Origin of the sequence: Gorillibacterium massiliense (genome assembly GCF_000455485.1) — a bacterium.
Taxonomy (GTDB): Bacteria; Bacillota; Bacilli; order Paenibacillales; family NBRC-103111; genus Gorillibacterium; species Gorillibacterium massiliense.
On record NZ_CBQR020000055.1, the window covers coordinates 1 to 23071 of the forward strand.

A 23071-nucleotide genomic window follows, 5' to 3' on the forward strand; every position below is an offset into this window, starting at 1 on the left:
GGTCGTTCGGGTCAGGCCGCGTTTCGTAAGGGTCATTATCGTTATCGACGAAGTCGTAGCCGCCTTTATATGCATCCTTCAAGCTTGGGTGCAAATAGTCGATACCGGTATCGATCACCCCAACCTTGATTCCGGCTCCGCTATGACCGCTATCCCAATAGGCATGAGATCCGATAAAGGGGGCGCTTTCATCCATGTTCGGCGTAATGCTGGTGATCGGCGTCGCTTTCACCTGCACATCGGGATACACTGCTTTCACGCCGGGTAAGGTCAACAGCCGATCCACTTGATTGGCTTTAATCGTTACGGAATATCCGTTGAAAACCTGGTCGTACTTCCGGTTCAGAGTTACGCTTAGTTTTTTAGCTGCCGCTGAGAAACTGGCTTGCTCAGTGGCGATCAACTGCTCTTGCGTCAACCCGCCGCTAATACGGCTTGTTTGTGCCTTTATTTTGTGAACTGCTATGGGTTCATTGCTGAGCTCAACGATGACTTTGATGGGTCCGCTGCTGTCTGAATCTGGAACATAGTTGATCGCTTTAGAACTCTCTGTTGTTTTCAAAAGAGCTTTTCCATCTGCAACCGATTCATAAGTAGCCAAATCCTTCTTTTCCGCATCTCCAACCGGTTCCTTTGCCTCCGGCTCTTTAAGCTGCGACACATCTGTAGTTGGGAAAGCGACATTCGACAAGTTGATTCTCGGCTGCTGGCTGCTGACGGAGGCTCCGGAAGATGAATCCGCTGCATAGGCTGGCAAAGCCAAAGAAAAGAAAACGGCGATCACCAAAAAGATGGATACCCATCTCATCTTTCTGCGGGATTGACCAACAAACATGAATGAAATCCCTCCTAATAGTTTGGATCATAAAGGATATTTCCGGATCTTCCTGTTTTCCAAGCTCGTCCTCCACTTTCACCTCCTTTCTGTTTTTGTCGTGCAATCCGCCGTCGAATGCTGTGTACATGCTGATCTTTCAAGTCTAGTGGAAATCAAAAGAGAAGGTTGTAGAAAGAACACCCCTCGATTAATCTACTTGCAGTATAAAATTGCGACAATGATAGGCATGAGATCCCTTTGATCTCCAATTTTTTGCCAAATTCTATCCCTCCACATCTTCACGATCCGCAAAATTATGGACACGATTTGGTTATTTCTCGTCGAAATGAGAGGGGACTCGCGTTCAGAATATAAAAAAGTGCCATCCTTGTAGGTCCAAGGAAAGCACTTATATTAGTAATGATAGATGAAGCAAGATCAGGTCAATCCGAATGCTAAGTCGGGTTCACAGCCGTTGAACGATTACAGTGCCATCGGTCGTGCGCTGATGGCGACATCTCTCCGATCACTTCATCATTTTAGCCAGTACCACGCTTACTTCCGCTCTCGTAGTAAAATCGCCCGGCGCAAAATGCTGTGCATCCTTTCCGGCTGCATAACCGTTTTGGTACAAATACGAGATTGCATCCTTCGCCCAATAACCCCCAACCACATCAGAAAAAGGTAGCTCCTTTTGTGTCAGGCTCGGTTGTCCAAACTTGGCGATCATCGCATGATAGAGGATCGAAGCCATTTCAGCACGGGAAATCGGACTGTTCGGGAGAAACACCCTCGCCCCTTGATCGGTTGACCCGGATGCAATGCTGTATTTTACAGCCGTTTCGATATAGTCATAGAACCAATCCGTCTTCTTGACGTCTTTGAACGTGGGAGTGGCCGTCTGTTTCATATCAAACCCGAATGCAGTCACGAGCACTTTGATAAACTCCGCCCGAGTCATGTTTCGCTCCGGTTCGAATTTTCCTTCCGGCGTTCCGGCGACGATTTTAGCAGCTGCCAGTTTGGCAATGGCGTCTGCTGGCCACTTCATTTTGTCGATCCGGTCGTGATCTTTAAAGGTGTTGAGGGTTTCGGTCGCAGTCAGGGCTTTCTCCACCTTGACGGGAGCGTCGCCGACGGTTTCCGTACGATCTGCGGTCGTTCCGTTTGCACTTGAAGCCATTCCGATCACCAATGTGGGTGAGTTAATCATGTGCTTGATATTCACCCCTGGATTGTCCGGCTTGATGACAATAGACTTCGTAAGCTTGAAATCTGCATTTCCCGCTTTTATTGCGACGAAACGGAGAGTTGCCACCTTCCCGTAGCCGGAAAAGAGCCCCTTTGTTTTTTGCGTCAACGTTTGAGCGATGCTGATCTCGCCGCCCTTGTCCACTTTGTTCAATAAAGACATGGGAGAGTCTTCCGCACGGAATACGTTTGGCGCCATTTGACCTTGATCATCTGCCGGTTTTACCAAAGCGGGATTGAAGGCGATATGAATCTCATATCCTTGCAGATTACCGTAATCTCCGGTAAACCCTTGCAGCCATACGGCCGCTTCAAAACTCTCCCCTACCTCTACATGCGCGGAAGACAGCTCGATACGGATTTGCGGCAATTTCGCAATTGCAGCTGCAGCCGAAACCGATTGAACTTGAGTGGATAGAAGGATGACGACAAAAATCAAAATGAAAAGGTTGCCCGTTTTTTTGCCTTTTGACATATTCCACGCTCCTTTTCTGTACAAGCTCTTTTCTTTAGTTTAAAAGATGCAAGCCGAGAAGGTTGTAGAACGAAAGGACATACGAAAGGCGATCTTTTCCCAAATTATCACATAAAACGCCTCCTAACCCTCTATGCCGACATCTTCAGCCCGATTCTTCCGCAGCATTAGCTATCTATTTCCAACAAAAAAGCGCCTTCCTTGGTGGACAAGGAAAGCGCTTATGGAACTGCGATACGTAACGATCAATAACTCAAACTCAAGTCGGTCTTATCCTTCAGCAAAACATCATAGCCGGAGCGGATGAAATCCAGTACTTTGTCGGCAATGATTTGATGGCCCTCTTCATTTGGGTGAATGCCGTCCATGCACAGCAAGTGCGAAAAATCGGGGAACTGCAGAAACGCCCCGCGGATGTCGATCCACGCTGTCTCCGTCTCCTGCGCCACCTTGATGATCATGGAGTTGTACCGCTCCTGCCACCAATAAATTTTAGTCACGCTGCCCAGCCATTTCAAAATATTCGATTCCGCAATGGGGTTGTTTTGGCTCACCCATTTAAAATAACGCTCCGCATGAAGCGGTGGAAGGCTGGTGAGAACAGGAATGACTTTTTGGTTTCGCAGGAAAAGGATCATTTCCTTCAGTTTTGTTTCAAAATCGCGAAAATCCGTCTTCGGATTATGCTCCCGGTCCGGTTCCTCGGCAATCTCATTCCAATTGAAATCGCAGTCATTGCCGCCGTATTCGATCAAAACAATATCCGGCTTGTCCTGCAGCGTGTCCTTTTTCATTTTGTCAAAGCCCTTTAAAATCGTGTTGCCAAAGCGGGCCGTGTTGCTGACAATACCTTTTAGTTTATTTTGCAAAAGAGATACATAATTCTCCTGAACGATCACGTACTTCTTCTTCACTTCATCGTAAATCACGCCGCGGGATATGGAGTCGCCCGACACAATAATTTTGTATTCATCTTTACGCGGTATCTCGAACATCCGCATCCCTCATTTCGCATTTCTCTATTCAGTATATCGAGACATTTCATAGAAATCAATGGACCCGTCCTCCCTTTGCAGAACGGATTTTTTGTGTAGGAGAAGTTTCCTACCATTATTTACTTATAGTTTTCTTGGCCAAGCCGTTGTTAAACTGTAACCGTGATCAAATCCATACTGTTCCATTCCATCTCCCTGCAGCTTGATGCTTTTTACGATGCAGATGAGAAAATCCGACAACATGGAGGTTTTACGCTTGAAAAAGCAAATCATAACCACATCCTTAGCTATGTCCCTGTTGATTGGAGGCGCCGTAAGCAGCTTCACTCCACACACTTATGCAGCTGCTGCAAGTATTACAACGACCGGTACAATCGTAAATGGAAGTCCTTATTTTCATAAAACCCCCGTTAGCGGAGAAGCGACCATGGGCTTTGTAAAAAATGGCGCTGTGGTTGAAGTCGTTGAAGTCACGAATAATTGGTGGGTGAAAATCAAATACAACGGTGTAACCGGTTGGGTTTCTGCTCATTACATCGACGTACAAACGATGACGACGATAGCAACCCCGAAGCCTACTGCCAAAGCGACGGCCACTCCAACAGCAACCGCAACACCGAAACCAACCGTGAAGCCGACTGCTACTGCAACACCGAAACCGACTGCAAAACCGACAGCAACGACAACCCCGAAACCGACCACGACTACGGCTAGCTGGGAGCAAAAAGCGGACAAGCTTATCGCCTTTGCCGAAAGCCTGCAAGGAAAAGTCCAATACCAATGGGGCAAACGCGTTACATCCAACCCGGCCAAAATGATCTTAGACTGCTCTTCCTATACGCAGTACGTATACAAGCAAACTTTGGGTATCACAATGGGCTGGGGTGCGAACATTCAACGTGACTCCTTCCCTGCAGTAGCAAAGAAAGATTTGCGGAAAGGCGACCTCGTCTTCTTCTCCGTTGGTACGCCAGGAAAAATCGGACATGTCGGCATTTATATCGGGAACGGCCAATTCATCCATAATGTCAACCCGACGAAAGACGTCGTCATTTCTGATCTGAACAGCAGTTATTACACAAGCCATTATATTGCGGCTTCACGCCCAATCCAATAATAATGACTTAAGCCGCTCTGAGGTCTATTTTGACCTCCGGGCGGTTTTTCCATTCTAGTGCAGTCAATTCTCTGTCAGTGACACCTGCCCATTCTCACACATACAATAACCCGACAAAAATGAGAGGTGATGCTCATGCAGTATCGTCCGGGTTTCGCAACCGTGGCATATCCGAATTCCACCTATACGCCTTTCCCCCCCTTCCCCTTCTATTCCTCTTCGCCCACTGCTCCATTTATTCCGTTTGTTCAGGATACCGCTACAAGCTTATCCGCCGTTTATTCGGAAATTGCAGCTGGCCGCAATACGCAGGATGTGGAGAGGGTGCTAGACCTCTTACGGCGCCAGCACGGCTACCTGATCTCTGAATTAATGCGGACCGGATTGGATTATCGGTTGGTTTATTTTTTTTCGCGAACTCTCATCTCCTATATCGATCGGCGTTATAACCGCTACCAAGGCAATATCAATCAAAAGATCGCGGAGGCATTCGCGGATATATGCCGGGAATTCTACTGGATATTCGATATTATGACGATCTATTCCTTTCCACCAGCGCTGCAGGCCCGTTACCTGGATACGGTACTGCGGCTTTCCTTTGAACATCTTCGCAACGACCCCGGCGCAGGCGGTGCTGGCGGTGCTGGTGGCGCGGGAGGAGCTGGTGGTGCAGGAGCTGGCGGTGGTGCTCATGGAGGCGCAGGCGGTGGTGTAGGCGGATTTGGTGCCGGCCACGGTGGAGAGGGCGGTGCCGGTGCGCCAGGTGCCGCAGGTGGTTACCCGCCTGAGCCGTGGCTGCAGTACCGCTAAAACAAATACGGGCTGCCGATAGTTCGGCAGCCCGTATTCCATTTCCTCAATTTCGGCGGTATTTTCAAATCAAGAGTGTGATCACCAGCAGTTCGAACAATACCAATGTCAGAATCATGTTGGAGTAATAGGAACCGAATCTCGTCCCTCCTCCATATCCTTGGGGAACTTGCAAATACATGCGATCTCCGTCCACATGGGCAATCGTGCCCTCAAAGGAATGTCCGTCTATGGTTTGCACCTGAACCGGGCGATGGAGATATTGCCGGCAGATGTCCCCCACTTGCTTTTTATGGTGTTGGATCGCAGCACTGAGTCCCTGGTCTGCCTGGTAGACCACTTGTTGTCCGGATTGACCAACCATTTTCATCACTGCCTTTCTCCGCAGGAGTTTGCTTCATCCTATGCGGAAACCGGCCACGGGTTACTCGCCTACCGTAATTCCCTCTCCGGCCATACCGGACAATGTCGATACGACCGCTTCATTGCTTTTCGAATGTTTCCTTCCCTGTGCCGATTAGCCTATCACCTTAGCCGGAATCAGTGAACGGTACAACTCCTGATACTCCTTCGCCGCTTGGCCCCAGCCGAAGTCGGTTTTCGAAATATTCCCGATAAGGGTATTCCATACCTCTGGCTGATGGTAAGCCTGCACCGCACGCTGCACGGTGAACAGCAGCTCGTGGGCATTGTAGTTGGCAAAGCTGAAGCCGGTACCCTCGCCGGTGATTTCATTATACGGAACGACGGTGTCCTTCAAGCCTCCCGTCTCGCGGACGATGGGAACCGTCCGGTAGCGCAGAGCGATAAGCTGGCCTAAACCGCAAGGCTCAAACTGCGATGGCATGAGAAACATATCCGAACTGGCATAGATCCGGTGAGCGAGTCCCTCTTCAAAGCGGATATTGGCGGACAACTTGCCCGGATGACGGTACGCAGCATCTTTGAAAGCCATCTCATATTTCCAATCGCCTGCGCCTAATAGTACCAGTTGAATATTATCATGCAGCATTTCGTCCAGGATGTAAGTGATAAGGTCGACGCCTTTTTGCTCTACCAACCGGGAAACAAGTCCAATCATCGGAATGTCTGCATCCTCGGTTAGCCCCAGTTCCTGCTGCAGCTTGACTTTGTTCTGCCGCTTTTTCCCCAGGGCATTGCGGTATTTAACCGCTACATAGGGGTCCTTCATCGGATCGAAATAGTCGTTGTCGATTCCATTGACGATTCCCTGCAAATCCCCGCTCCTCGCACGCAAAACCCCATCCAACTGCTCGCCGTAATAGGGCATCTGGATTTCCTCGGCATAGGTGCGGCTGACCGTCGTAATGCTGTCCGAGTAGATCAGCCCGCCCTTCATGCAGCTTCCGCCGCCGTAAAATTCCAGCCCCTCCTTCTGAAAATACTCATCGCCCACGCCCAGCAAGTCCTGCAGCAGCTCCTGGGAAAAATGGCCCTGATATTTCAGGTTATGGATCGTAAAAACCGTCCGGATGGCTTGATACATCGGAATGTGATGATAATGTGCTTTTAAGATAAACGGCACAAGCCCTGTCTGCCAGTCGTGGCAATGAATAATGGCTGGTACAAAGCCCTCCATAAACTGGACCGCTTCGCAAACCGCCCGGGAAAAAAACACGAAACGTTCGGCATCATCTCCGTAGCCGTAAATGCCGGTACGATTAAAGTAAAATTCGTTGTCGATAAAATAAAAGGTGATCCCGTCCTGTACTAGTTCCTCTAAACCGCAATACTGATTGCGCCAGCCTACATAGACGCGGAACTCCGCGACATGCCGCATCTGGGCACGAAGTTCCTGCGAAATATCGGCATACTTGGGCAGAATCACGCGAACATCCACGTTTTGTTCTTTGAGCGCCCGGGGCAGCGATCCGATGACATCCGCCAACCCTCCGGATTTTACAAAAGGTACGGCTTCCGATGCGGCAAACAACACGTTCATGACGATCACTCCTATCCTGGTTATCTATATTTTCTTCTATATCGTTTTTCGCTTCTCGGCGATATAAGGTGCCTTTGGGTCGCCGGCTAGTACGCTATCGTTGGATATGAGCACGTCTTTGTCCAAAATGGCGTTGCGGATGTTCACCCGCTCCGAAATTTGGCCGTTTTGCAGGACGATGCAGTTTTGCACATGCGCTCCTCCGCGAACCTTGACTCCACGGAACAATATGCTGTTTTCCACCGTTCCGTCGATGATACAGCCGTTGGCGATCAAGCTGTTGCGGACAAGCGCCCGGTTTGTGTATTTGGTCGGCGGCTCATCCTTGACTTTGGTCAAGATCTGTCCCGGCTTGAAAAACAGTTCCCGGTAAACATCGGGATCCAGCAGATTCATATTATGCAGAAAATAGCTTTGAATCGTGTTGACGATTCCAAGATAGCCTTTGTAAGGATACCCATAGACGCTTAGTCTATCCATATTTTTCATAATGGCGTCGCGCACCAGATGATCGAAGCCTTGAGCCAACGAGGAATCCACCAGATCGAGGAGCAGCTCCTTTTTCATCACGAAAATTTCCATGGACACTTTATCGCTGTTCATTCTTCCATAATGGTCCTGGAGCAGAATGACCCGGTCGTCGGGATCGGTGAGAAGTCTCCGGCAGCGGGACGCCGTTTGCAGCGGATCTTCTTTGTACACCATCGTAATATCCGCGCGGGTCTCCTTATGATAGGCGACAACGTCTCTCAGATCGATGTTGCACACCATGTGGCTGCGGGTGATGACAATGTATTCCTGGGAGCTGCGGTGCATGTAGTCCTTATATTTGTGAAAATAAAATAGATCCCCTCGCATCAGTTCCTTTAACTCCTCTACTGCCGGCGGCAGAATGAAGAGTCCATTGCGTTTTCGGGCTAAGTCCCAGGAACGTCCGGAACCGAGGTGATCCATGAGCGAACGGTATTTTAAATGGGTAAAAACCCCGACATTGCGGATGCCGGAATGAACCATGCTTGACAAAATAAAATCGATCAGCCGGTATCTGCCGCCGAAAGGCACAGAAGCAACGGCCCGATGGTAAGTGAGTTCCTCCAAGTCGTCCAGTTCGTTGACCAAATTAATGACGCCCATTACATCCTTCAAACGAGTTCCCCTCCATTTGATAGACTAGACATCCAAGAATGACCTTACTCCAGGGAGGAATAATCACCGACCAATACAATATCGTCCTCCGGATCTATACTGCCGATAACCCGTCCGTCCTCCAAAACCGCCTTTTCCCCAACGATTGCCCGGTTGATGATGACGTTTTTGCCGATTTTTGCACCGGGCATGATGACGGAATCCTTAATGACACTGCCTTCTCCGATGGCGACGCCGTAAGACAGCACCGAGTGCTCCACTTCTCCGAAAAGAACGCAGCCTTCATTGACGATGGAGCTTCTCACTTTGGCCCCTGGCGCTATGTATTGCGGCGGTTGAACCGGATTGACTGAATAGATCCGCCAACTGCGGTCGTTCAAGTTCATTTCCGGCTGGGCTTCCAGTAAATCCATGCTGGCTTCCCACAGGCTTTTGATCGTTCCAACGTCCTTCCAATAACCTTTAAAGGAATAAGCCATCAGATTCAAATCCTCAGCAAGCATTGCAGGGATGATGTCCTTGCCAAAGTCATGACTGGAACGAGGCTTCATAGCATCTTCCTCCAGAAGCCGTTTCAAAACCGGCCACTTAAACACATAAATCCCCATAGAAGCCAAATTGCTTTCCGGTTTTTTCGGTTTTTCCACAAAGGAGGTGATCCGGTAATCCTCGTCGGTGTTCATGATCCCGAACCGGGAGGCTTCGTCCCAAGGAACGGGCATGACAGCAATAGTGGCATCGGCTCGGTTTTTTTTATGATAGGCAATGAGCTTGTCATAGTCCATTTTATAGATGTGGTCGCCGGATAATACCAGCACCAACTCCGGGTCGTATTGCTCGATGAACGACATATTTTGATAGATGGCGTCGGCTGTACCCACGTACCAATTGCCGCCGCTTTTGTTCATATACGGAGGAAGCACGGTAACACCCCCCTCCTGACGGTCCAAATCCCATGGGCTACCGATTCCCAAGTAGGAATGAAGCACGAGATGCTGATATTGGGTCAGTACCCCGACAGTATCGATATTCGAATTGGCGCAGTTGCTTAAGGGAAAGTCAATGATCCGGTACTTGCCGCCAAAATGAACAGCCGGCTTCGCCAAATGGGTAGTCAATGCGCCGAGACGGGTGCCTTGCCCGCCAGCCAAAAGCATTGCTACGCACTCCTTCTTCTGCATATGTCTGCTCCTTTCACCTGTCAGGATCGTTCCTTAACGTTGCTTCTCCTTCTTCTTCAAAATAATGGCCGACAGAGGCGGTATGTTCAGCTCTGTGCTGTAGCTGCAGCGGTGAAAGGGCAGCGCCTTGGTGACAATGTCTCCGTTTCCCTTCCCAGAGCCGCCGAATTCGACATCGTCACTGTTGAATATCTCTTCGTATACTCCTCGGCTCGGCATCCCCAACCGGTAGTCGAAGTAGGTTTTCGGCGTAAAATTGCATACGACCACCAGATCGTCCTTGCGTTTCTTCCCCTTACGGATAAAAGAAATGATGCTCTGGCCGGCGTTGTCGGGATCGATCCATGCAAAGCCCTCCGGCTGATGGTCCAACTCCCACAAAGCGGGCTCCATCTGATAAAGCCGGTTCATCTCCTTGGAAAAGCTGTGAAAATGGCGATGCATATCATAGTCCAGCAAAAACCAGTCCAGTTGATCCCGGTCCTTCCACTCGATGAATTGCGCGATTTCACCACCCATAAACAGCAGCTTTTTCCCGGGATGGGCCATGAGGAAGCAGTAAAACAGCCGGTAATTGGCGAACTTTTGCCAGTAGTCGCCTGGCATTTTGTTCAACAACGATTTTTTGCCGTGAACGACCTCGTCGTGGGACAAGGGCAGGATGAAATTTTCATTATAGGCATACATCATCGAAAAGGTAACGAGGTTATGGTGGTTGCGGCGGTCCCATGGATCTTTTTGCATGTAGCGCAGCAGGTCGTTCATCCACCCCATGTTCCATTTATAATTGAACCCCAGGCCGCCTATATAAGTGGGAGCCGTGACTAACGGCCGATCCGATGAATCCTCGGCTATCATTAGAGCATCCGGGAATTCATGAAACACAGCTTCATTCAACTTCTGCAAAAAGGCGATGGCTTCCAAATTGTCGGTGCCGCCTTCGGAGTTGAAGGTCCACATCGATTTGGGCTTGTCGAAGTTGTAGCTCAGCATGCTGGCCACTGCATCTACACGCAATCCGTCGATGTGATATTGCTCCATCCAAAAAATCGCGTTGGAAATGAGAAAACTCATGACTTCCGCACGGCCGTAATCAAAAGCAAGAGTGCCCCATAGCGGTTTTTCCGCCCTACGGGAATCGCCGTATTCGTAGCAAGGAGCGCCGTCAAACAAACGCAAACCGTGGGCATCCTTGCAAAAATGGCCAGGCACCCAGTCCAGAATGACGCCGATACCCTGCTGATGGCAGCGGTCCACAAAGGTTTTAAATTGATCCGGTGTTCCATAACGACTGGTGATGGAATAATAGCCAGTGGTCTGATATCCCCATGATCCATCAAAGGGATGCTCCCCCAAAGGTAATAACTCGATATGGGTATATCCGCAATCGACGACGTAAGCGATCAGGCTCTCGGCTATTTCTTCGTATGTATAAAAATCCTCGGGTCCCTTGAATTTCCAAGATCCTAGATGAACTTCGTAGATATTCATCGGCCGGTTATAAACCGGTTTTCGCCGGCGGTTCCGCCTCCAAGTGCCGTCTGTCCATTTGAAGCCGTCTAGCTTGGTCACCACTGAAGCGGTATTCGGCCTTCGTTCGGAATAAAAAGCATAAGGATCGGACTTCAAAATCCGTTGACCGGACTCCGAATGCAGCTCGTATTTGTAGACGGTCCCTTCCGATAACCCTGGGATGTGCAAAGACCAGAGGCCATCGTCGCTGATGCGCTGCATGGCAAAGCCTTCGGACTGCCAGTTGTTGAAATCTCCGGCAACCCGAACTTCCTTAGCATGAGGGGCCCAGACGGTAAAGCGGACGCCCCAGTTCCCGTCTATCTCCGCGAAATGCGCGCCCATCATTCGGTAGCTGTGATACAAACTTCCCTGATGGAACAAATAGATATCGTGCGCGGATGGCCAATTCTCCTTCAATCCACAAACGCCCCTTACAATAAGAGTATGGTACGGGTAGCAATAACTTTCACCATTTCACATTCTTTAGATGGTTAGAGCGGCATGTACGTTTGTTGACTATTAACCGTTATCCCTTTGCGCCAAACACTCCTTTCATCGTAGGGTAGAAGATCAGGATGGATTCTGCCGAAAGCTGGATATCAATGCGGGTCTTGTTGTAGAATAGGGAGGATTTCGTTTTTTCCGGATGCGTTGGTACTGGGGAAGAAAAAGCAAGTTATAAAGATACTACTACGATTATTATACCCTCCAAGGGTGGGACAAAGGAAGGTTATGTTATGTTTATTGCAAAGGATTGGAAAGATTATGAGCTTATTGACACTGGCGGAGGCGAAAAGCTGGAGCGTTGGGGCGGATTTGTCCTTCGTCGGCCGGATCCGCAAATCATCTGGCCGATCGGTGAAAAGCGGGATGTCTGGCAAAGCGCAAATGCTCATTATCATCGAAGCTCAAGCGGCGGCGGTGAATGGGAAGAAAAAGTGAAAACCCCCGATCGCTGGACGATCCGCTATAAAGAGTTGAAATTTTATATCAAGCCTACCAGCTTTAAGCATACGGGATTGTTTCCTGAACAAGCGGTCAATTGGGACTGGATGATGGATAAGATTCGGAGCGCCGGTCGGCCGATCAAAGTGCTGAACTTGTTTGCCTACACGGGTGGAGCGACGGCAGCTTGTTCTGCAGCAGGAGCCGAGGTCGTTCACGTCGATGCCGCCAAAGGCATGGTGCAGTGGGCAAAAGAAAATGCCGCCCTCTCCGGTTTGGCGGAGCGGCCGATTCGCTACATAACCGATGATGTGTTCAAGTTTGTTGCGAGGGAAGAGCGCCGGGGAAATAAGTACGACGCTATCATCATGGACCCCCCTTCCTACGGACGCGGTCCGAACGGGGAGATGTGGAAACTTGAAACCGACTTGTACCGGTTCGTAGAGAGCTGCACCGCCATCCTTACGGATAACCCTCTTTTCTTTCTGATCAACTCTTATACAACCGGCATTTCCGCTACGGTATTGACCAATATCTTGTCTATGGCTATTTCCAAACGGCATGGTGGAACGATAACAAGCGGCGAGATCGGCCTTCCCATCACCGCTTCCGGTTTGAATTTACCTTGCGGCATTTTGGGCCGCTGGGAGGCATAACCGATGACAGCGCAGCGGGGGGAAATCCCCGTCCTTTATGAGGACAACCACGTACTCGTGGTCATCAAGCCGGTCAACATGCCCACTCAAGAAGACGAATCCGGTGATCTCGACTTGCTCACGGCGCTGAAGGAAGACCTGAAACACCGCCACAACAAGCCGGGAAACGTCTTTCTGGGACTCGTACACCGGCTTGACCGCCCCGTCGGCGGCGTCATGGTGTTTGCCAAAACATCCAAAGCCGCCTCCCGCCTGTCCGATGCCGTCCGCACCCGTTCCATCGGCAAGGAATACGCCGCTGTCATTCACGGGAAAATGAGCAAACCAGCAGGCCGCCTTGTGCATTATCTGTTGAAGGATGCGAAGACGAACACCGTTTCCGCGGTACGCAAAGAGTCGCCGGGAGCCAAAGAAGCCATCCTTGATTACGAGACGATTGAGACGGGTGAAGGGTTAAGCCTGGTTCGCGTCAATCTGTTGACGGGACGATCCCATCAAATTCGCGTCCAGTTCTCCTCTTCGGGATGTCCGTTATATGGTGATCAAAAATACGGAGGCGATCGCAACAAGCCCGGTCAGCAAATCGCCCTGTGGTCCATCTCCGTCTCCTTCGATCACCCGACGACGAAAGAGCGGCTTGTTTTTACCTCCGCTCCTCCTCGTCAGCACCCCTGGAATGCTTGGGATGCCGACATGCTTCTTTCGGCAGATTAACCGCCAATTGTTTCGCTGTTTCTGGAGGTCCGAAACAGCAGATGGACAATGTGCCGTATCACCTTAAATTGAAAAAAGAGTAAATTTGCATGACGAAAACAGCCCGGCTCATCCGTGTGAGCCGGGCTGTTTCTATTTGATCAGGAGTTGACGACCTTCCCCAGCAAATAGAGCAGCAGTTGCTGGTTATGAGAGGAAATGCGGTTCAGATAGGTGTCCATGAACTTGCGGCGAACTTCCAAACCCCGAACGCGCTCCGCTTCTCCTTTTTCCGTAACGCATATCCATACGATCCGGCGGTCCTTCTCATCCCGTTCCCGGACAATCAGTCCGTTCTTCTCCATCCGGTCCAAAATGGTTGTGATGGCGGCAGGAGTCGTTTCCAGATGCTCGATAAAATCGGAAGGCTTCATTTTATCCTGGCCGGCCAGCAATTCCAGCACATTGAGCTGGCTTTCAGTCAGCGGGCTCAGTTGATCTTCCATCGAGGCTTTCATATCCTTTGAAAGCTTCTGCCAAAGCTTAATAAAATCATTGGTATACAAGAAAAAATCCCTCCGTATCGGCTTCTTTCCTGTTTCAGGAACAGTATAGCACGCAGGCAGAGGGATTTAAAGATTTATCCAATAAATAGTTTATGACATTAATCGATAAAAAGTTGACCAAATGACGGCATTCTACATAGCCTAAAGGAGGCAGTGAAATCCGGTAAGCCAAAGGAGAGCGGAAAAATGACAAAAGCCGACAAGATCGCCCTGCTGCGAAGAGCCATAGAGGAAGAGCTTCTTGATAATGACCCCCGCTTGCTTGATGCTATGGACGAACCGCTTCCGGCATGGCTTGTTTTGGATATCGCCATCCGCCTCTTGGACAAAGTGAACCCAACCTTCGGCAGTTATGACTGAATGGTGGGCGGTTGAACCATCGGGAGCTTCAGCACATCCCGAAGCGTTTCGCCTTTTTCCAAAGAAGCGATTTGACGGCCGGTGGAACGACGTTCTTCAATAGGCGCTTTTTCGGTGGAGAAGACGATCTTCTCGCCATTATCGGCAATGGTGGTGACCATAAACGGTTCTTTGACCAGGAAGGCGCCAATCATGCGGCTGCCATTGGGTTTCACTCGCTTGCCTTCCTTAAATTCAAAGGAGCTGATCCCTTTACCGCCTCTGCCCTGTTGCGGGTAGTCGCAGATCAGGGAACGTTTGGCATAACCCATATCCGTAAGCACCAGCAGCTCGCCCTCGTCGCCCTCTACCCGCTCTGCGGATGCAATCTCATCGCCATCTTTCAAGGAAATGCCGCGAACTCCGGCAGCGGCGCGGCCCATGGTGCCCACTTCCTCTTCCTTGAAACGGATGCTCATTCCAAGACGCGTGAGCAGCAGCAAATCTTGGCTGCCATCACTCAATAATACGCGAACGATCTCATCGTCCTCGCCCAGCTTGCAGGCCAGCACGCCCGTTGAGCGGTTCGTATAATATTCCTTCAGTTCCGTTCGCTTTACTTGACCTTTTCGGGTGATAAAGAACAAGAACATGTCAGGCTGATTGAAATCTTTCACCGGAATGACTTCGACGATACTGTCGTCCTTCGGAATGGGGATGACATTGACGATAGCCGTCCCGGCATCCTTCCACTTGTATTCGGGAATTTGGTGGACAGGCAGCAAGTAGCTTTGGCCGCGCTTCGTCAATATCAACAGATTATCGATGGTATTAACCTCAAGCACCTGGCGGAGGTAATCGCCTTCCTTCGTCCCTGCCGCATCGAGTTCTCCGCCGGAGCGAGTAAAGCTCAGCTTGCTGGTCCGTTTGATATACCCTTCTCCGGTAAGAGCGACAAGAACATCCTCCGCCGGGACGATGACCTCAAGGTTGACCTTGATTTCCTCGACTTCCCCTTGAATGACGGAACGGCGTTCGACGCCGTATTTATCGCGGATTTCGGTCATTTCATCTTTGATTACTTTGAGCAGCTTGGCATTGCTGCCGAGAATTCCCTGCAAGTACGCGATGGTTTTTTGTGTCTCCTTCAGTTCCTTATCCAGCGTCGTAATCTCCAAATTGGTCAAGCGGTACAGCTGCAGCACGAGAATGGAGTCCGCCTGGCGTTCCGTGAAACCAAAGCGCTCCACCAGGTTCTTCTGGGCATCCTGACGGTTTTTCGACGCCTTGATGGTGGCGATGACCTCGTCAAGAATATTCAGCGCCTTAACAAGCCCCTCTAAAACGTGAGCGCGATCTTCCGCTTTATCCAAATCGTACTTCGTGCGCAGGCTAACGATTTCCTTTTGATGCTCGATATAAGCGCCTAAAATCTCCCGAACGCCCAGTTGCCGGGGTGCCCGGTCGACGATAGCAACCATATTGAAGCTATAGGCTACCTGCAAATCGGTCTTTTTCAATAAATAAGCAAGAATGCCCTGGGCGTCCGCATCCTTTTTCAGCTCGATCACGATACGCAGTCCGTCCCGGCCGCTTTCGTCCCGGACTTCCGCGATGCCTTCCACCTTTTTCTCCAGCCGGATGTTCTCCATGGCCGTGACAAGGCGGCTTTTCACAACTTGATAGGGAATTTCCGTAATGACGATCATCTGCTTGCCGCCACGCAAATCTTCAATGGCGGTTTTCGAGCGCAAATAGATGCGTCCTTTCCCTGTGCGAAAAGCTTCGCGGATTCCCTCTTCGCCCATAATAATGCCGCCGGTGGGAAAATCGGGCCCTTTCATGTAGCCCATTAGCTCCTCCAGGCTGATATCCGGTTTATCCATCATCGCCATGCAGGCGTTGACGGTTTCCCGCAGATTATGCGGCGGAATCTCCGTGGCAAACCCGGCGGAAATACCGCTTACCCCATTGACCAGCAGATTCGGATACCGGGAGGGAAGCACCATAGGCTCTTTTGCGGTATTGTCGAAATTATCTTTGTAATCCACGGTCTTCTTATCGATATCCCGCAGGAGCTCCATCGCAATAGGTGACAACCGAGCTTCCGTATACCGCATCGCCGCAGCCGGATCATCATCCATAGAACCCCAGTTACCGTGGCCGTCAATGAGTACATGACCCATTTTCCAAGGCTGCGCCATCCGCACCATACCGTCATAAATCGAGGAGTCCCCGTGAGGATGGTAATTGCCCATGACATCGCCGACGGTTTTGGCGGACTTGCGGTAAGGCTTGTCCGGCGTATTGCCGGATTCATACATGGAGTACAGGATGCGCCGTTGTACAGGCTTCAAGCCATCCCGCACATCGGGAATCGCCCGGTCTTGAATGATATATTTGGAGTACCGCCCGAAGCGTTCGCTTACGACATCCTCCAGAAAAGCTGGCAAAAAGTCTTCCAAAATTCCCATCAGGCTAAGCTCTCCTTACGGCTTATTCTTCGTATTCGGTAAAATCCACGTTTTCGATGATCCAGCGTTTCCGCGGATCCACTTTATCGCCCATGAGGGTGCTGACCCGCCGTTCGGCTTTGGCCGCATCCTCGATTTGCACTTGGAACATTTTACGGGTAGCTGGATTCATCGTCGTCTCCCACAGCTGCTCGGGATTCATTTCGCCGAGACCTTTGTAACGCTGGAGCTCAACGTTCTTGCCCAGTTCCTTCAACACGGTTTGCAATTCTTCATCGGAATAAACATACCGGGAATCGCTGTTTTTGCCGCTCTTTTTCGTTACTTTGAAGAGCGGTGGCTGGGCGATATACACCATGTTGTTATCGATAAGCGGCTTCATATACCGGTAAAAGAAGGTGAGCAGCAGCACCTGAATATGCGCTCCGTCGGTATCGGCGTCGGTCATGATAATGATCTTGCCGAAGCTGCTTTCCGCGAAATCGAATTCCGGGCCAACCCCGGCGCCGATAGCGGAGATAATGGTTTTATATTCATCATTCTTGAGAATGTCCAACAGCTTCGCTTTTTCCGGATTCATCGGCTTGCCCTTCAGCGGCAAAATGGCTTGATGCTTGGAATCTCGGCCCTGTTTGGCCGAGCCCCCAGCGGAGTCACCTTCGACGATGAAAATTTCATTGTTCATGTAATCCTTGGATTGCGCCGGAGTCAGCTTGCCGTTCAGGTTCGAGCTTTCGCTCTTTCCTTTCTTGCCGCTGCGCACTTCTTCCCGGGCTTTCCGCGCCGCTTCCCTAGCCTTGGAGGCTTGGACGGCTTTCTTCAGCAAGGATTGGCCGACAGCCGGGTTCTCTTCCAGGAAGACCGTCATCTTGTCCGCAACGACCGCGTCAACGGCACTGCGGGCGGAGGCGCTGCCTAACTGGTCCTTCGTCTGACCGACGAATTCCACTTCGCCCATCTTGATATTAATAACGCACATGAGTCCTTCGCGCAGATCGGTACCGTCGAGGTTTTTGTCTTTTTCCTTCAGGATGCCGTTCTTGCGAGCATATTCGTTCATCACCCGGGTAAAAGCGGTTTTAAAACCCGTTTCATGGGTACCTCCGCCCCGGGTCGGGATGGAGTTGACGAAGGAAGCGATGGTTTCGGTATAGCCGTCATTGTATTGAAGGGCGATTTCCACTTCGATTTCGTCCCGTTCCGCCATGAAGTGAATGGCGTCATGGAGAGCGGTTTTCCCGTCATTCAGAAAACGAACGAATTCGCTAGCACCGCCATGATACAAGAACAGATCCTCATTGCCGCTGCGTTCATCCTTTAAGGTGATCTTCAAACCCGAATTAAGGAAAGCGATTTCCTGCAGACGCTCGGCAAGCGTATCGTAATTCATGCTGATGCCACCGTGGAAAACCCGTTTATCCGGTTTGAAGGTGATCTTCGAACCTGTCTTACGGGTATTGCCCATTACTTCCAATCCCGTCACCGGTTCGCCAACGTGCTCTTTGCCGTCCTTGTCGACCCAATACTCGAAGCGCTGCTTATGGATTTTACCTTCGCGGAAAATCTCCACTTCCAGCCATTCCGACAAGGCGTTGGTTACCGAAGCGCCGACGCCGTGAAGACCGCCGGATTTTTTATAGCCTGCTCCGCCGAACTTGCCGCCGGCATGCAGCATGGTGAAAACGACTTGCGGCGTCGGGATGCCCATCTTATGCATCGCCGTGGGAATCCCCCGGCCATTGTCCGTTACGGTAATGGATTGATCCGCATGGATGACCACGCTGATCTCATCGCAATATTTGGCCAAATGCTCATCCACGGCATTGTCGACGATTTCCCACAGCAGATGATGCAAGCCGGAGGAACTGGTGCTGCCGATGTACATGCCGGGCCGTTTGCGAACCGCAGTCAACCCTTCCAGCACCTGTATATCATCCGCGTCGTAATTGCCGTTACGCGGGTCCAATTCTGATGAAAACATATCCAGTTGCTCTGTCATAAATAGCCCCCATACAAGAACATAGGTTCTTTAAAATCCTATTTTACCCTAACATATCCCTTTTCGTAAAGGTTGTGAAAGCGACGGCGAGTCCGGCTGCCGCCCAAAAAAACAATACGAATAACGAAAATCCAAGATTCAACCCGGGTACCGGCGGCGGATCTCCGCTTAAATAAGTGACGGTATCGAGATTGATCATAAACAAGTATTTCGCGCTTTCCCAAGATGATACCATGTTCGTTAAGATCGCCCCGGCGATGAGTGCCGAAAGCATAATGCCCATGCCTGCAGCCGTGCTGCGCACCAGCACGGAAACCATAAGCGTAAGACAAGCCACAACCAAACAGGAAAACCAGGCTAAGCCTGCTGCCATCAGTAAAAACTGCCACTGGTCGATCATATGTACCTTTGTGCTGATCAACTGATCACCGACAACCTGAAAGCCGGTCAATACCGGTGCTTGCCAGCCCTTGTAGCCGAAAAACATCCCGGAAATCAAATAAGAAAGCACGATTACCGCTAAAATGACCAACGAGACAAACAGCAAGAGAGCAAGAAGCTTGCTCATGAGAATTTTCCATCTTCTCACCGGGCGTGTCAAGAGTAGTTTTATCGTTCCCGTCGATTGCTCCGAAGAAACGATGTCGGAAGCGACGATGACGACAAGGAGAGGGAGGAACAAGGACACGGCATTTTTCAAGAACATAACGGTAAAGGTTACGCCGTTTGGCGAATTCGGATCGACGTTTTTCTCAAGAGCGACTTCAAGCCGCTGGATTTCGATTCGGCTGTATTTTTTCCATTCCTCCGGCATGTTTCCATTGATCCTAGCCGAAAGGTCAGTCATCTCCTTCGTAACCTTATACCGCCAATCGACATCGCCCATTAAAGCCCGGGAGCTTGCGGTCATGCGCATTTGTGCATAAACAAAGATCGGAATCAGGATCGCCAATATGAGGAGGACCACATAAAATCGGCGCTTCTTCAGCATCTTGACCGTCTCGTTGCGCACTAAAGAAATGAGGCTAGCCAATAGTCTCTCCCCCTGTCAGCTGCAGAAAAAGTTCCTCCAGCGTCGGATTTTTGACGGTGATTCCATACACGTCGATGTTCGCTTCCATCAAACGCCGGTTCAACTGGGGAATCTCCTCGACGGACATGCGCGTGCTGATTTCTAAGGTTCCCTCTATCGTCTCATGACCGATTTCAAAAGGGGAAAGCAGCCGCGCGCCAGCATCGGAAGGAGCGAGACGCCATACCACGCGATTGTCAGCCTGCTGCAGCAATTCCTCCACTTCTCCGCAGGCGATTATCGCTCCTTGACTTATAATGGCAACCCGGTCGCACATCAGTTGAATCTCGCTTAAAAGATGGCTGGAAACGAATACGCTGAGACCATCGGCTGCTAAATTGCGGATAAAGTCCCGCATTTCTTTGATGCCTTGAGGATCAAGCCCATTCGTAGGCTCATCCAAAATAAGCAGCTTAGGGCGCCCCAATAGAGCTTGTGCAATCCCTAATCGTTGTCGCATGCCAAGGGAATACGTTTTCACTTTATCGTGGATACGCTGGCTGAGTCCGACCAGCTCCGTTACTTCTCGGATTCGTTCAGCATCAACTCCAGGCAGCATACGGGCAAAATGATCCAGATTGTCCCATCCGGTCAAAAATCCATACATTTCTGGATTTTCCACAATGCAGCCGATATGCTGCAAAGCTTGGTCCGGCCGCTTATGCACGGGAATGCCGCAGACCGTCACCGTCCCTTCCGTCGGACGAATCAAGTCCACCAGCATACGGATCGTCGTCGTTTTTCCTGCCCCGTTAGGACCGAGAAAACCGAAAATCTCACCTTCCCGCACATCAAAATCGATTCCCTTGATAATCAGCTTCCTCTTGATCCGTTTCTTCAAATTGCGGACGGACAGGATGACGGGAGCTTCCCGGTCTTCCATGACATTTCCCTCCAATGAACACATCAGTCGAGAGCTTGCAGCACCCGTTCTGCGATGCGCGCGTACCCGGCGGAATTGGGATGATAATGGTCGGTAAATAAATATATCAATGGATTTTGCGAAAACAAGTCATAGGTCGGCACGATAATAACATTTGGGTAACGATTGGCAAATCCGAAAGCGCCATTGTACCATTCTTGAACGAACGTAGGCCCTTCACGCTTCACATCGATATCGGAAAAGGGATAATAAAACATAACGTAGACGATTTTCGCCCGGGGATTCAATTCCGCCAAACGGGTGATGATCCGATCAAGCCGCTCTAATGCCGACGGTAGTTCCAAAGTAAGCAAATCCCCATCGATGTTCAATTGCCCGGATTCATTGAAAAGCTCGTTCACATCCACTCCCGATTGAAACAGGTCATTGCCGCCGATGGTGAAGAGCACCACATCCGCTTCCTGAACAAACCGGGGCAAGTCCCCGTCTTTTTTGTCCAAAGAATCCAAAAGATCTTCTGTCTTTGAACCGCTTACTGCGTAGTTCCACAAATAAACATTCTTCTTGGTTGTCTGCGCCAACGTATCCTTAACCCGCGATACGTAACCCTTGCCTTCGGTGTCGCCAATCCCTTTGGTCAATGAATCGCCAATAGCCAACAGGTTGATAGATTTGCCATCCTTAGCCGCGATTGGATTCGAGGAGGGGGTTGGCAGCGGAGTTGCCGACGCCTCGACAGAAGCCGGAACCAAAACGTTGCGGATGGCATAGCCGAACCCTGCGAGAAAAAAGATCGTAGCTATGAGTGCCGTTATACCAACGATCCGCCAAACGATCCGGGTTGATCTCATTCTTTGCCGCCCTCCCATCCATTTTTCTTCTAGAGTATCGGAATGCCTACGGATATGCAAATTTTGCCGGATGAGATAGAACGAAAAGCCGCCGAGACACACTCGACAGCTTGATAACTGCTCATCACATGGACTTATAGGGTTTCATGCCCAACTAGCTCTATGAAATGTGTGCGAATGCGGGATAGTTCGTTCGGATCCGTTTGCATGGCTAATGCAGAACGCAGTCCCTCTGCATATTCCTCAGCAGATTGCGCCAACCGAGTCCGGATCCCCCCCGATTGTGTTCCAAATTCAGCCGTATATACGCTTTTCAAAAGCTCGGTTTGCTGTTTTAGATAAAGTTCCGCTCCTTCCGTTATGTTCAACTCGAGAGTGGCTTTCAGCTTTTGTTTTCCTTCTCCTTCGAAAAAGCTTTTGCCATTGCGGAACATCCCCATCAGCCATTTGGAGTCAGCGTCCGCGAATACGACGGTTTCTTTAATCTCAGGAGTAGTCAACGAAAGGTTAGGAAAGTCTGCGTACGTATAACCGGATAAATGCGAAGCAATGATTTGGCTGTCTTCGTCAAATTGCCGTTTGAGGAATGTACGGATATATCCTTCCAGCCGTAGAGCCGCAGCCTGCACTTCCTGGGATAGATTCATCGAAACCAGGCTGGTCAATTCATGCCATGCGGAGCGCAGAGAATAGCGGATATCGCCTGTATCTTCACGCAATGCCGCCGGATTGAAACAAGCGGTGAACAGATCGCCAAAGCGATACTGCAGTCTCTGCCGGATATAATAGGCCAACTCTTCGGCTTCCTTGGCTATTTCTTGACTTACCGCCGATGGGAGAGGTATTGTCAGCTTCTCTACAACCTCCGACAAAGCACCGTCCAGATGATCTAGCTGACGTTGCCGCTCCTCCTCCCCTGCCTGAGCGCTTTCTATCCATCTGTCCAGTGCAGCTACAGCCCGTTTCAGTTCCAACTCACCCGAATGAAGCGCCATGTCTGCCAATTCGCCAAAAACAAATTCAGAAAAATCACGTTCAAACCCAGCCAAACCGGATGTGAAGAGCAAATCTTGATCTCCCGCTTGCTTGGCTTGCAGCCCTTGCCGGCTTGATACGGGAAACATACGGGGATTGCGCACCCCATGCTTCAGCAAATTCGTCTTCACATGATCCAACACGCCCGAGAGTTCATCTTCACTGCTTGCCAAATCCACCGCATTGACGAGAAAGAACATTTTGTCCAGCTCCAGGGCGTCCTTAACCCGTCCCAACTGCAGCAAAAACTCCCGATCCGCTTGGGAAAAAGCATGATTGTAATAGGTG

At 50.3% G+C, this 23071-nt stretch carries 20 protein-coding genes; 5 read left to right on the top strand and 15 right to left on the bottom strand.

What is annotated here, in order from left to right:
• The 3 genes from TJ79_RS05695 to TJ79_RS05705 form a co-directional block, all read right to left on the bottom strand.
• Positions 1-835: protease inhibitor I9 family protein (locus TJ79_RS05695; protein ID WP_040949338.1), on the bottom strand; the 835-nt coding region annotated here is incomplete at its 3' end.
• A 508-nt stretch (positions 836-1343) separates the two neighbouring features.
• On the bottom strand, positions 1344-2543 hold the full coding sequence (locus TJ79_RS05700; protein ID WP_052339316.1) for an S-layer homology domain-containing protein: 1200 nt from the start codon (positions 2541-2543) through the stop codon (positions 1344-1346).
• Between the two features lie 245 nt (positions 2544-2788).
• Positions 2789-3538 carry an SGNH/GDSL hydrolase family protein gene (locus tag TJ79_RS05705; protein ID WP_238322821.1) on the bottom strand — a complete coding sequence of 250 codons (750 nt, stop codon included), beginning with the start codon at positions 3536-3538 and terminating at the stop codon, positions 2789-2791.
• A 217-nt stretch (positions 3539-3755) separates the two neighbouring features.
• Between TJ79_RS05705 and TJ79_RS28415 the strand changes: the two genes are divergently transcribed.
• Together TJ79_RS28415 and TJ79_RS27710 are read left to right on the top strand one after the other, a co-directional pair.
• Positions 3756-4655 carry an NlpC/P60 family protein gene (locus TJ79_RS28415; RefSeq protein WP_272944736.1) on the top strand — a complete coding sequence of 300 codons (900 nt, stop codon included), beginning with the start codon at positions 3756-3758 and terminating at the stop codon, positions 4653-4655.
• Between the two features lie 135 nt (positions 4656-4790).
• Positions 4791-5465 (top strand): hypothetical protein, encoded by a 675-nt coding sequence (locus TJ79_RS27710; protein ID WP_040949342.1) that lies wholly within the window; start codon positions 4791-4793, stop codon positions 5463-5465.
• 64 nt (positions 5466-5529) lie between these two features.
• Here TJ79_RS27710 and TJ79_RS05720 read toward each other — a convergent pair whose 3' ends face one another.
• The 5 genes from TJ79_RS05720 to glgB form a co-directional block, all read right to left on the bottom strand.
• On the bottom strand, positions 5530-5835 hold the full coding sequence (locus TJ79_RS05720; protein ID WP_040949343.1) for a hypothetical protein: 306 nt from the start codon (positions 5833-5835) through the stop codon (positions 5530-5532).
• A gap of 147 nt (positions 5836-5982) precedes the next feature.
• Complete coding sequence (glgA, locus tag TJ79_RS05725; protein WP_040949344.1) at positions 5983-7428, bottom strand: glycogen synthase GlgA; 1446 nt, start codon at positions 7426-7428, stop codon at positions 5983-5985.
• Positions 7429-7464: 36 nt separating this feature from the next.
• Complete coding sequence (glgD, locus tag TJ79_RS05730; RefSeq protein ID WP_040949345.1) at positions 7465-8574, bottom strand: glucose-1-phosphate adenylyltransferase subunit GlgD; 1110 nt, start codon at positions 8572-8574, stop codon at positions 7465-7467.
• A gap of 44 nt (positions 8575-8618) precedes the next feature.
• Positions 8619-9755 carry a glucose-1-phosphate adenylyltransferase gene (locus TJ79_RS05735; RefSeq protein ID WP_040949346.1) on the bottom strand — a complete coding sequence of 379 codons (1137 nt, stop codon included), beginning with the start codon at positions 9753-9755 and terminating at the stop codon, positions 8619-8621.
• A 33-nt stretch (positions 9756-9788) separates the two neighbouring features.
• The gene (gene glgB / locus TJ79_RS05740; protein WP_040949347.1) at positions 9789-11687 is read right to left on the bottom strand and encodes a 1,4-alpha-glucan branching protein GlgB; all 1899 of its coding nucleotides are present in this window, start codon (positions 11685-11687) and stop codon (positions 9789-9791) included.
• Positions 11688-12007: 320 nt separating this feature from the next.
• Here glgB and TJ79_RS05745 point away from each other — a divergent pair, with 320 nt between their 5' ends.
• The gene (locus tag TJ79_RS05745; RefSeq protein ID WP_040949348.1) at positions 12008-12871 is read left to right on the top strand and encodes a class I SAM-dependent methyltransferase; all 864 of its coding nucleotides are present in this window, start codon (positions 12008-12010) and stop codon (positions 12869-12871) included.
• 3 nt (positions 12872-12874) lie between these two features.
• Entirely contained in the window at positions 12875-13585 is a 711-nt protein-coding gene (locus tag TJ79_RS05750; protein WP_040949349.1) for an RluA family pseudouridine synthase, read from the top strand.
• A gap of 140 nt (positions 13586-13725) precedes the next feature.
• On the opposite strand, the gene TJ79_RS05755 is transcribed toward TJ79_RS05750, so the two are convergent.
• Positions 13726-14130, bottom strand: coding sequence for a MarR family winged helix-turn-helix transcriptional regulator (locus TJ79_RS05755; protein ID WP_040949350.1), 405 nt, complete (start codon positions 14128-14130; stop codon positions 13726-13728).
• Positions 14131-14316: 186 nt separating this feature from the next.
• On the opposite strand from TJ79_RS05755, the gene TJ79_RS27715 reads away from it, so the two are divergent.
• Positions 14317-14490 (top strand): hypothetical protein, encoded by a 174-nt coding sequence (locus TJ79_RS27715; RefSeq protein WP_202903296.1) that lies wholly within the window; start codon positions 14317-14319, stop codon positions 14488-14490.
• Here TJ79_RS27715 and gyrA read toward each other — a convergent pair.
• The 6 genes from gyrA to TJ79_RS27510 form a co-directional block, all read right to left on the bottom strand.
• Positions 14481-16943, bottom strand: coding sequence for a DNA gyrase subunit A (gene gyrA / locus TJ79_RS05760; protein WP_040949351.1), 2463 nt, complete (start codon positions 16941-16943; stop codon positions 14481-14483). The two genes, TJ79_RS27715 and gyrA, sit on opposite strands and share 10 nt — an antisense overlap.
• Before the next feature lie 22 nt (positions 16944-16965).
• On the bottom strand, positions 16966-18942 hold the full coding sequence (parE, locus tag TJ79_RS05765) for a DNA topoisomerase IV subunit B (RefSeq protein WP_040949352.1): 1977 nt from the start codon (positions 18940-18942) through the stop codon (positions 16966-16968).
• A 43-nt stretch (positions 18943-18985) separates the two neighbouring features.
• Positions 18986-19975, bottom strand: coding sequence for an ABC transporter permease (locus TJ79_RS05770; RefSeq protein WP_040949353.1), 990 nt, complete (start codon positions 19973-19975; stop codon positions 18986-18988).
• Positions 19968-20897, bottom strand: a complete 930-nt coding sequence (locus TJ79_RS05775; protein WP_040949354.1) for an ABC transporter ATP-binding protein — start codon at positions 20895-20897, stop codon at positions 19968-19970. The genes TJ79_RS05770 and TJ79_RS05775 overlap by 8 nt, the downstream gene beginning before the upstream one ends.
• Positions 20898-20920: 23 nt before the next feature.
• Positions 20921-21748: a GDSL-type esterase/lipase family protein gene (locus TJ79_RS05780; RefSeq protein WP_040949355.1), complete on the bottom strand. Its 828-nt coding sequence runs from the start codon at positions 21746-21748 to the stop codon at positions 20921-20923.
• A 134-nt stretch (positions 21749-21882) separates the two neighbouring features.
• The coding region (locus tag TJ79_RS27510) for a hypothetical protein (protein WP_040949356.1) at positions 21883-23071 on the bottom strand (1189 nt) is incomplete at its 5' end.

Bases quoted from the DNA above. Each gene is read 5' to 3' on its own strand.
- TJ79_RS05745 (WP_040949348.1), top strand. From the start codon at position 12,008: ATGTTTATTGCAAAGGATTGGAAAGATTATGAGCTTATTGACACTGGC.
- glgA (WP_040949344.1), bottom strand. From the start codon at position 7,428: ATGAACGTGTTGTTTGCCGCATCGGAAGCCGTACCTTTTGTAAAATCC.
- TJ79_RS05720 (WP_040949343.1), bottom strand. From the start codon at position 5,835: ATGAAAATGGTTGGTCAATCCGGACAACAAGTGGTCTACCAGGCAGAC.
- parE (WP_040949352.1), bottom strand. From the start codon at position 18,942: ATGACAGAGCAACTGGATATGTTTTCATCAGAATTGGACCCGCGTAAC.
- TJ79_RS05780 (WP_040949355.1), bottom strand. From the start codon at position 21,748: ATGAGATCAACCCGGATCGTTTGGCGGATCGTTGGTATAACGGCACTC.
- TJ79_RS27710 (WP_040949342.1), top strand. From the start codon at position 4,791: ATGCAGTATCGTCCGGGTTTCGCAACCGTGGCATATCCGAATTCCACC.
- TJ79_RS05705 (WP_238322821.1), bottom strand. From the start codon at position 3,538: ATGTTCGAGATACCGCGTAAAGATGAATACAAAATTATTGTGTCGGGC.
- gyrA (WP_040949351.1), bottom strand. From the start codon at position 16,943: ATGGGAATTTTGGAAGACTTTTTGCCAGCTTTTCTGGAGGATGTCGTA.
- TJ79_RS05735 (WP_040949346.1), bottom strand. From the start codon at position 9,755: ATGCAGAAGAAGGAGTGCGTAGCAATGCTTTTGGCTGGCGGGCAAGGC.
- TJ79_RS27715 (WP_202903296.1), top strand. From the start codon at position 14,317: ATGACAAAAGCCGACAAGATCGCCCTGCTGCGAAGAGCCATAGAGGAA.
- TJ79_RS05775 (WP_040949354.1), bottom strand. From the start codon at position 20,897: ATGGAAGACCGGGAAGCTCCCGTCATCCTGTCCGTCCGCAATTTGAAG.
- TJ79_RS05750 (WP_040949349.1), top strand. From the start codon at position 12,875: ATGACAGCGCAGCGGGGGGAAATCCCCGTCCTTTATGAGGACAACCAC.
- TJ79_RS28415 (WP_272944736.1), top strand. From the start codon at position 3,756: ATGCAGATGAGAAAATCCGACAACATGGAGGTTTTACGCTTGAAAAAG.
- TJ79_RS05700 (WP_052339316.1), bottom strand. From the start codon at position 2,543: ATGTCAAAAGGCAAAAAAACGGGCAACCTTTTCATTTTGATTTTTGTC.